Raw genomic sequence first — 9,883 nt, 5'->3', positions numbered from 1 at the left:
GCCATCACCGGGACACAGGACCAACGCCGCCGCAGCAACAGACATGCCGCATTGTCTCGCACCCAACTCGTCAAATCACTTCAGACACGCGACACTAGGTCGATCTGCCGAGCTCACAAGCACCACCCAGGCCGCGCAGCGCGTGTGCAAAACTACTCCGACTTGCACATGGCGTGCGCGGAATGTCAAACTTGCAGAATGACGTTGACAACGCTCGAGCTCGACATCCTCCGGATGCTGCGGCGATCAGCTGCACCGCTGAGCGGTCGGCAAGTGGCTGATATCGCCGGTATCGCGCCTAACACCGCGAACAAGGTGCTCAAGGCGCTACAGAATCGCAAGCTTGTCCGGTCGGCTACGGCAGGGCGGGCGATCCGATGGACTACGACCGAGGACGTCGCCGAGATCAAGGAGATGGAGGGCTCGGCGCAGGAACGGGTAGCACTCGTGATCACCGCGGTCGAGCTGGAGCACACCGAAGTCCGCAACCGCCTCCTGAACGTCGAGCGGGTTCGGCAGGGCGGCATCTGGATGGTGCGCGGCGAGGTGTCCAGCGGCAGCATCAACTGGACGGTCTACCTGGCTCGCGCCGGGATGGGCAACGCGCCGTCGGCAGCACTCGTCGGGCTTGCCGCCCGCGACCTACACGCGAACCTCGTCGCGTTCGTCGGCACCGCCGCCGGTCTGAAGCCGGCCGACCAGCGCCACGGAGACGTCGTGGTCGGGAGCAGGATTCACAATCCTTACGTCGGCAAGCAGGTGCCGACCGAGTCCGGCTCGAAGCTCCTAGGCCGGGACAAGACGTACGACGTGCCCGCGCCGCTGGTCAGTGTCGTCAACGCTTGCATCGAGGACAGCGAATGGACCTCGTCGGCCCGCAGCCAGCATTACAACGCCGACCACCCGCACGCTTACGCCGCGCCCATCGTGTCCGTCGAGGCCGTTCAGACAGACCCCGACGGACCCGTCATGCAAGAAATTCGTTCCCGGTTTCAGGACGCAGCCGCACTGGATATGGAGTCTTTCGGTCTGGCCGCCGGGGCCGATATCCACGATCTTCCCGTCCTCGCCGTGCGCGGCATCTCCGACTTCATCGGCGACAAAGCCAAAGCAGGGAATGACGACATACAACCGCACGCTGCGGGCAACGCCGCTCGTTTGCTACGTGACATCCTGCTGTTCGCGGACCCCGACGACTTCAGGCGCGGTAGACCCACGCCTCACCCAGAACCGCCCGGTGACCAGGGGGATCCTGCCACGGTCGCCCTGCCCGGCGCCGCCCAGATGTGGATGGATCGCCTCCAGCGCCGCTCGCCAGCGCGGGCAGACGCGGCGAAAGACGCTCTCGCCGAGATACGGCGCGGCGGCGACACGGCAGCGACATGGCTGAGCCGAGCGCTGCACCGGCCGCCGGCCTGGCTACGCGAGGACGACACCGGTGATGGCTGGGCACTCGTCTCCTCGCTCGCGTCGATCGCCGGTTCGAAGGTCGCGTGGCGTGGGTTCGAGCAGGCAGCGACGGCCGCGAGACTCACTGGGGATCTCGACGCGAGCGCGTACTTCACCGTCACCGGGCGACTCGAACGCATCGGCAAGGACCTCGACGAGGACGACATCGATGGCAAAGCGGGTCTCGGAGCCTTGGACAGCTTCGACGACGATGTCGTCGCCCGGTTCGGCGGCGTCATCGAGTTCTATCGGGCGGTTGTCGAGGGCGACCTCACCAAGATGAAGGCGCGCGCGGAGGTCGCCATCGCCTCATTCGGCCTCACCGAGCCTACCGGCGTGCTGAGGGCGCCCGAGGAACCCGTCCCGCACGTCGACCTCGACCCGGCGCTGCGAGACGTCACGGTGACCACGATGCTGCGGCAACTCGCGCAGATGATGCTGGCGCCCGGTGCGGCAGACCAGCTCGGCGTGCAGTCCGGTCTCGCCGTGCGCCGTCTGCGCGGCAACCCGGTGACCCGGGACCTGGCCGACGACGGCCTGCGGCTCGCGCAGTGGGCGGTAGCCCTTCGCCCGAACTCCGAAGGAGCACAGCTTACCCAGGCACAGACGATGCTGGGCGTGCTGGTCTCCATGTCCGGCCGCACGTCAGCCGACGTCGAGGACGAAATCTCCAAGCGGGCCAGGGCCGTGGAAGTCGACGCGCTTGAGGTCCGTGACGTCCTGCGGGAGTGGGACGGCGCGTCAGCGAGCGCGTTGGCGGTCGCGGCCCGTGCCCGGTCAATTCAGGGCGATTTCGCCGGTGCCATGCGGCTTCTCCTTCCCGCACCAGACGGGCTCGCATCGCAGCGCGAAGCCAAGCACCCGGAGGTCGTGCGCCTCGGGGCCTTCACCGCGCGGGCCACCGGCAATGACGAGCTCGCGCTCGCGCTCGCCGCGAAGAACCCCGACCGAGCCGAGGGCGAGCTGATGCGCGCGGCGGTGCTCGGCGGCCGCCCGCAGATGGCAAGCGAGGCCAAGGAGGCCCTGTTCGCTGCACTGGAGCTGTCCGCGGGCAATCACCACAGCGACTTCCAGGCGCTGATGGCGCTCTCCCGCAAGTTCAACTCGCTCAAGGAGAACGAGCAGGCCACCGTCATTCGTCACATCGACAGCCTCGGGCAGCTCGACTATGACCTCGCCGAAGTGATGCGCGCCCGGGTTCTGCTCAGCCAAGGCGATCCAGAAGCGGCTCTGCGGCACGTCCGCGGGCTGGAACGCAACGAGCTTGCTCTAGACGCTCACGCCGATGCGCTCGTCGCCAGCGGCCGTGCCGAGGAAGCAGCCCGGCTGGTGTTCGACGAAGGCACGGGCCGCGGAGACATCCCGCTGGCGACCGAGGCCCTGGAGATCGCCATGAACAACGGACTCACGGCGACCGCCCGCGAATTCGCGCTCACCCTCCTCAGCCGCGACGATGGCAAGCCGGTGCGCCTGAAGGCGCTTCGTGCCCTCCAGCAGATTTCCCGCAGCGAAAACAAGTGGCACGACGTCACGATCCGCACCGAGCAAGTCATCCAGGAATACGGCGCCGACAGCCTGCCGGTTCCCGAGGCCGAGTACTGGCGGCTGGCCGAGGCGCTGTACTTCGTGGAGAAGTTCGAGAAGGCACTCACCGTGCTCCTCTGTGCACCGGCCGTGAGCTTCAACGAGCGCGAGAAGGCTCAGCTGTTCCTCGCGATCCTCCACCGGGCCATCGACGAGAGGCGCTCACGCAACCGCACAGCCACCGAACCAGCGGGCGCTGACCTCGGCGATCCCAAGCTGTACACGATGTTCATGCGCGCCGCCGCCGATTGGGCCGACGACGAGCAGATCGCCGCCGCTGCTATGTCGGTCGTCCTGATGGGACCCGGCTCCACCCTCACCGAGATCCAGATCGCCGAACTCCGCGACTACATCGAGAAGTACTTCGAGCGGCACGGAGTGAACGCCTCCGTCACCCAGATCAACGTCGCCGAAGACAACCTCGACCCCCTCATCGAGTTCCTCCGCAGCGGAGACGCTCGCCAACAGGCCCTCCAAGAACTCACAAGCGAGGTACGCGCCGGCCGGTTCCCCCTCGCCGCCCTCACCGACGTCGCAGGGCGAACCTGCACCGAAAGCCTCATCCGACGCGACCTCGGCTACGTCATGGCCGTCGACGACGACCACCGCGGCGAACAAGCAGCACGCGAAGCGCTGGGAAGCCGCGCCGTCGTCGACACCACCGCCATCGTCGTCGCACCGTGGACCGGACGCCCGTTCAAGAAGCTTGCCGCCCACCTCGACTCCGTCATCGTCCCCGCCCCAGTTCGCGACGACATCGCCCGCGCCCGCAGGAGCCTCGCCCTGAAGTCCACCGCCACCCTCGGCTGGGACACACACCAACAACGCCCTGTCATCAGCGAGACCACGCCTGAGGAAGCACAAGCGCACGCCGACGCAGCTGAACAGGTCTGGGCCGACGTCCAAGGCCTCCAAGTCGCACCCATCGCCGACGCCAACCGCCGCGACCGCTGGCTCAGCGCCATCACCGTCGCCCAAGAACTCGGCGTCCCCGTTTGGGCCGACGACATCGTCATACGAGGCCTCGCCCGCACGATGGGCATCCCTGCATTCGGAACGCTCGACCTCATCCGAGTGATCGCCGACGAAAGCGGCATCGCCGCTGCGGTCGCGTCATTACGCGAGAATAGGGTCGTCGACATGGCCATCGACGAGCCCTGGTACAGCCTCGCGAGCAAGGCCGACTGGAACGTCGACAGCGCGCTCGCCCTGGCCATCTCCCGACCCGCCGCATGGCGCGACATCCCCGAGTCTTTCAACGAGTTTCGCTCGCTCATCCGCCGCCGCCCCCACGACATGGACGCCCAACGAACGGCGATCTGGGCTCACCGGGCTGCGGATGGCCTCGCGGCGGCCACCGTCCCGTCGGCGCGACCGAAGGTCGTCACATCCCTCCTGGCCTGGGTCACCTTCTTCGCCGACCCCTTCTTCACCGCAGTCCGCGACGGCGCCGCCGTGGCCGCCGGTGCTGACCTTCCCGAGGAAGCAGGACGTCTCACTGAGCTGATCATCAACGCAGCCGAAGACCTTCGCGACCGCCATTACCCGGCGGCAGACGCACTCGAGCTGCTCGTCGAAATCCTGTGCGGGGGACTCCTCGACTCGGTCGGGCCAGAAGCCACGAGCCGTATAGTCGCCGCCCTAGTGGAACGACTCAATAATGAGATCGGCAGCCGCCTGTTCGCGGCCTACATCCAATCGGTGGGGAGGTAGCCGCGCCACGGGAACGACACAGTCCAGGCGGCGTACTGCCCAATCGTGATCCTAGAGTCCGGTTGCCAGCGCCCGCCGCTCGGGCAAGAACGGTTATGGCCATCGAGGTGATCCATCATCCAGCGGTGTAGTAGTCCGGGAGGCGGCCGATACGTGCCTGCGCCGTCAAGATCGAGGCTCTCAACTCGGCCAGATGAGTGCGGGCGGAAGGCGCTGCTGGTTGCCTTCGGCGGCACAGCCATTCAAAGCAAGCTTCTCGCTCAACATTGCCGCGCTGGATCCCTCGTACGCCGCGGTACCCCATGACAGGCGACACTGAGGCGATCTTCTGCCATCGCATCGGACGGTGCGTGAGACGGCTAGGCGGCAGGGCCTTCACAATGTACGGATGAGGAGCCATCGCCCTGTCGAGGATTGCAGTAGTGGAGCGGTCGAATCATGACCGGAGAGGTGTCCGGTCATCGAGGCGTCATCCGGGAACCGGTTGACACCGACGGCGTTCACGCATCTGAAGCGCGGGCGTTCCCGGAGACGGAGCCCATCCCGACGTGGCTTGAGCAGGATCCCACCGGGCCGCGGCCGACGTTGGTGAGGACGGCACCGCAGATCCTGCCGTTCGATGAGTTGACCTCGGAAGACTTCGAACGACTGGTGCTGCGGTACCTTCGCCGTGATCCAACGGTCGAGCAGTGCCGGCTGTATGGGACCAGTGGCCAGAAGCAGTACGGCATCGACCTCTACGCGCGGCTGCGTGTGCCAGGGCCGGGCGGACGCCGCTACCTGACCATCCAATGCCGCAATGTAGCCACGATAGGTCCCTCGGCCATCGTCGCGGCCGCCGAGGACTTCCTGACCGGACATTGGGCACAGCAGTCCGCGGTCTTCGTACTGGCCACCCGGGCGAGCACCCGGAGCACACAGCAGGTCGAGGCGATTGAGGCCGCCAGCCGTAGGTTAGAGGCTGCCGGGTGCCGACTGGAGGTCTGGGACGGCGAGGAACTTTCCGAACGGCTGCGCAACCTTCCCGAGCTGGTCGATGCGTTCTTCGCCCACGGCACCGCCTTGGCTTTCTGCGCGATCGCCCCAGACGCAGACGCTCAGCGCCACGGAGCGGGCGGGACCCTGCTAGCTCCGGAAGCGCTGCAACCCGTACGGCCGATCCATAATCTGCCACGGCGGCCGACCTCGCCATTCGTCGGCCGGGACGCCGAGATGCAGGCACTCACGGCGACCGTGTCGGCCAGCGACGGCGTCGCCGTCCAGGTGGTCCACGGGCTGGGTGGGGTCGGGAAGAGTGAACTGGTTCTGCAATATTCCCACGTTCAGCGCGACCGGTACCTGGTGCGGTGGTGGATCACCGCACAGTCCGGTGACGAAATCGACGCCGGGCTCGTCGCGCTCGCACGCCGGCTGAATCCAGGTACGTCAACGGCTCAGGACATCGATTTGGTCGACTGGGCGATCGGATGGTTGCAGACACATACCGGCTGGCTGCTCGTGCTAGACAACGTTGAGGCGCGCAGCGCCGTCGAAAGCTTGATCGGGCAACTCGACAGTGGTCACATCATGATCACCAGCCGCCGCGACATCGGCTGGGAGACCCTGAGCGAGCACTGTCTGCGCCTGGCTACCCTTCCGGCTGACGCTTCGGTGCACCTGTTGGTACACCGAAGCGGCCAAGACCATCGGCCGCTTTCGGCATCGCTGGCTGACGAGCTCGGTCACCTTCCGCTGGCGCTGCACCAGGCGTCCGCGTACCTGGCCCAAACGAAGACACCAGTGGAGGCTTATCTCGCAAGGCTGCGCGCCCAGCCGGCGAAGGTGCTGGCGGTCACCGCGCACGGAGACGCCGCCGAGCGTGCGGTCGCCCGGGTGCTGACCATTACCTTGGACACCATCGGTCGGCACGAACCGGCGGCGGCGGTGGTGCTGGGCATCCTATCGTTCTACGCCCCGGACAACATTCCCCGGGCGTGGTTCACCGACCTGCTCCTACCGAGCGACGTCGACCACGTGTTGGCGCTGCTGGCGTCCTACAACGCGGTCGGCCTGACGACACAGAAGATCAGCATCCATCGGCTCGTGCAGGTCTTCGCCGCCGAGCAGCTACGTCACGTCCAAGACGACACCACCGAGCCCAGCGCGGAGGAAATCACCAGAGGGCTGGCGCTGTCGCTGCTGTGGCAGGCGATGCCGCGCGACCATCCGCAGCACTCGTCCGCCGACTGGCCAGCGTGGACCCAACTATCGCCCCACGTCGAGGCGTTCGCCGTCCGGTACCCGACCGGAGAGGCTGACCTGACCTTGGGGCGGCTGCTCGGCGAGGTCGGACTTTTCCACCACACACACGGCCGCTACCAGCACGCGTTGCGGCTGCAGCGCGATGCCTTGGCCTTGACCGAGGCCGTCCTGGGACCAAATGACGCCGAGGTCGCGGTTCAGCTCGACAATATCGCCGGCACAATGTGCTCCCTGGGGGAAGTCGACGCCGCCGAACCGTTGCAGCGGCGGGCGCTGGAAATCTGCCAATCCGATCTGGAGCCGGACCATCCCGAGATTGCAATCCGGATGGACAACCTGGGCGCCACGCTGCGGACGCTCGGCAGCTTCGATGAGGCAGAGCAGTTACATCGGCAGGCCCTATCTATCGCCGAGGCCGAGTACGGCGAGGCCGACCCAGAGGTCGTGATCGTGTTGAACAATTTGGCACTGACCCTGCAACAGGCAGGCCGAGCCGCCGACGCCCAACCGCTGCTGCGCCGTGCGCTAGTCATTAACGAGGCCACCATGGGGCCGGAAAGCGAGGCCGTCGCCAACAACCTGGACAACCTCGGTCTCGCACTGACAGCACTGGACCGACCGGGTGAGGCTGTCCCCTTGCAGCGCCGTGCTGTGAACATCACCGAAGCGGCTCTCGGCCCCGATCATCCCGCTGCGGCCACCCGACTGAACAATCTCGCGTCTAGCCTGATCGCCCTGGGCCAATGCGGTGAGGCGGCGGCACTCCAGCAGCGGGCGTTGGCCCTTTTTGAAACGGCGTTAGGTGAGGACAACCCGCGCCTGGTGGTCAGCCTGGCGAACCTCGCAATTACTCTTCAGGATCACCTCGACCAAGCGGACGACGCTATCCCGTTGCTGCAGCGGGCATTGGAGATCACCAACCGGGTCGGAGTTCCGCGAACAGATCCCATCGAGCTCATGATACGGCTTGCCGTCTGTCTGATGATCACCGGGCAACCTGAGCAGGCGGAGCCGATCGCACGGCAGGCGGTCGATCTTTGCCGCGCCACGAGCGCCGACGACGAGGATCTGATCAAGGCACTGACCGCCGTGGGGGGCGTCTTGCAAAACAACGGCAATCCGCGCGAAGCGGTGGCGGTCTTGTCACAGGCCGAGGACATCGCCGTTGCCACGTTCGGTTCCAATCATCGCAGCACCATCGTGGTGCAAGACGGCCTGGCGACCAACTGGAAGCTCCTCGAGAGGTATGACGAAGCTGCCGCCGCCCGACGTCGCGCACTGACCGGAGCCGAGGCTCTCCCCGACGCGAGCCACGACGAGACTTTGTGGCGCATGCATGACCTCGCCGACCTGCTTCTGGACGACAAGCCGGAGGAAGCCGCCGAACTGTGTCGGCGGGCGCTCGCCATCGCCGAACAAACCGGGGGCCCCGCCAGCCGCACCACAGCACTCGCCCTAAACAACCTGGCGCGACCGATTGGGGAACTCCATGGGCATGAAGCCGCCGAACCACTGCTGAGGCGTGCCGTGGCAATCGGTCGGTCCGCATTTGGACCGCATGACCCGGAGTATCTGATTTTGGTTGCTAATCTTCGTGATTGCCTCGCCGCCTCGGGTCAACTGGGTCTGCTGCACCGATAGGTGACACCACGACCTGCCCTACCTGCGGGCTTCCAGTTGGCGTGGCTAACTGGCGGCCTTGTTTGGAAGGCTTGATGACGTGCCCCGTCCGTATCCGCCTGAGTACCGCGCTCGCGCTATCGCGCTCGTGCGTGCGGGCAGCAGGCGAAGCAGACCGCCGAGGAACTCGGCATCCACCCGGTGACGCTGTCGCAATGGTTGCGTCAGGATGACATCGACAGGGGCCCGCGGCCTGGTAGACGACGGCCGAGTCCGCTGAGCTGCGGGCCGCGCGCCTGCGGATCCGAGATCTGGAGATGGCGCTGTCGATCATTTGGGAGGCGGCGAGGTTCCTCGATGAAGGCAGGCCGCACCAGTTCACCTCGTGGGTCTTAGGCGAGAAGATCGGCGAAGCTGGTCTACTGCCGTCGTTTCGGGACCGTCGTTGACGGGCTGGACAACGCGATAATGAAGTCGTTCTGGTCCTCGATGCAGATCGAGCTACTCAACCGCCAGAAGTGGAAACCCGGGTCGAACTCGCGAACGCGATCTTCGAGTACCTTGAGATCTTCCACAACCGCCAACGCCGTCACTCGGCGCTGGGCTACCTCACCCCGATCGAGTACAACTACAGTCCGATCGCACCCCAGTCGCTGCCTTACACTTAGCCACCCGGACTGGAACCAACACGGTAGGCAGGTCAAACTGTCACCGATTGGTGCAGCAGACCCATGCCTCGCCCAGTTCGCATACAAGGTCAGTTCGTTTCTCTGCTGTCCGTTGCGCTCGGTCGAGTTCCGCGTCGACCATCGTCAGCCGGCCGCCAGGTCGTCGCGTCATCTTCCAGCTGCGTCGACTGAACGACCTTGCACTCGAGTGTGTTTCGTGCAGCGCCGCGGTCGTCTCGGATGGCTTGGCCGATTGAGTCAAGCGACGACACTGCCTTCTTGATTTGCTGAACCACCGAGTTGAGCGTGGTCGGGGCAGCCCAACCACCCTGGTACGGCGTCAGGTCCACGTCGTAGCTGGCGGTCTCGACCGGCCCGAACGGCCCGTCACAGTCAACCTCGAAGCGGCACCGCAGCGGCGAGTTGCCCTTGAACGGCTGGAAGCTGACATCGTAGAAGAATTGGCGTGTCTGCCCTGGCGGCATCACCGAGATCGGCTCGGTGAACACTGAGGTGATCTCAGCAAGGGCGTGATCGTCGGCGGGGACGACACGGGCACCTCGTCCATAACGGACGGTGTTGGAGAGGGCGCGGGGCCCTCGGTAGAC

General features: G+C 65.9%; 3 protein-coding genes and 1 pseudogene. 3 read left to right on the top strand and 1 reads right to left on the bottom strand.

Features of this window, described 5'->3' with window-relative positions; translation table 11 throughout:
- The first annotated feature begins 198 nt into the window (after positions 1 to 198).
- The 3 genes and pseudogenes from ABD287_RS17690 to ABD287_RS18640 all read left to right on the top strand — a co-directional run.
- Positions 199 to 4,746 (top strand): phosphorylase family protein, encoded by a 4,548-nt coding sequence (locus ABD287_RS17690; RefSeq protein WP_344174541.1) that lies wholly within the window; start codon positions 199 to 201, stop codon positions 4,744 to 4,746.
- A 438-nt stretch (positions 4,747 to 5,184) separates the two neighbouring features.
- Positions 5,185 to 8,628 (top strand): FxSxx-COOH system tetratricopeptide repeat protein, encoded by a 3,444-nt coding sequence (gene fxsT, locus ABD287_RS17685; RefSeq protein WP_344174539.1) that lies wholly within the window; start codon positions 5,185 to 5,187, stop codon positions 8,626 to 8,628.
- A gap of 353 nt (positions 8,629 to 8,981) precedes the next feature.
- Positions 8,982 to 9,275: pseudogene (locus tag ABD287_RS18640) on the top strand (IS3 family transposase); the annotation flags it as partial.
- An 89-nt stretch (positions 9,276 to 9,364) separates the two neighbouring features.
- On the opposite strand, the gene ABD287_RS17675 reads toward ABD287_RS18640, so the two are convergent.
- Positions 9,365 to 9,883 (bottom strand): hypothetical protein (locus ABD287_RS17675; protein WP_344174537.1); only part of this gene is annotated, 519 nt, incomplete at its 5' end.

Source organism: Pilimelia columellifera subsp. columellifera (assembly GCF_039532605.1).
In the GTDB taxonomy this organism is placed as follows: Bacteria; Actinomycetota; Actinomycetes; order Mycobacteriales; family Micromonosporaceae; genus Pilimelia; species Pilimelia columellifera.
The sequence above is the reverse complement of the archived record's forward strand: the minus strand, read 5'-3'. Positions and strand labels throughout refer to the sequence as shown.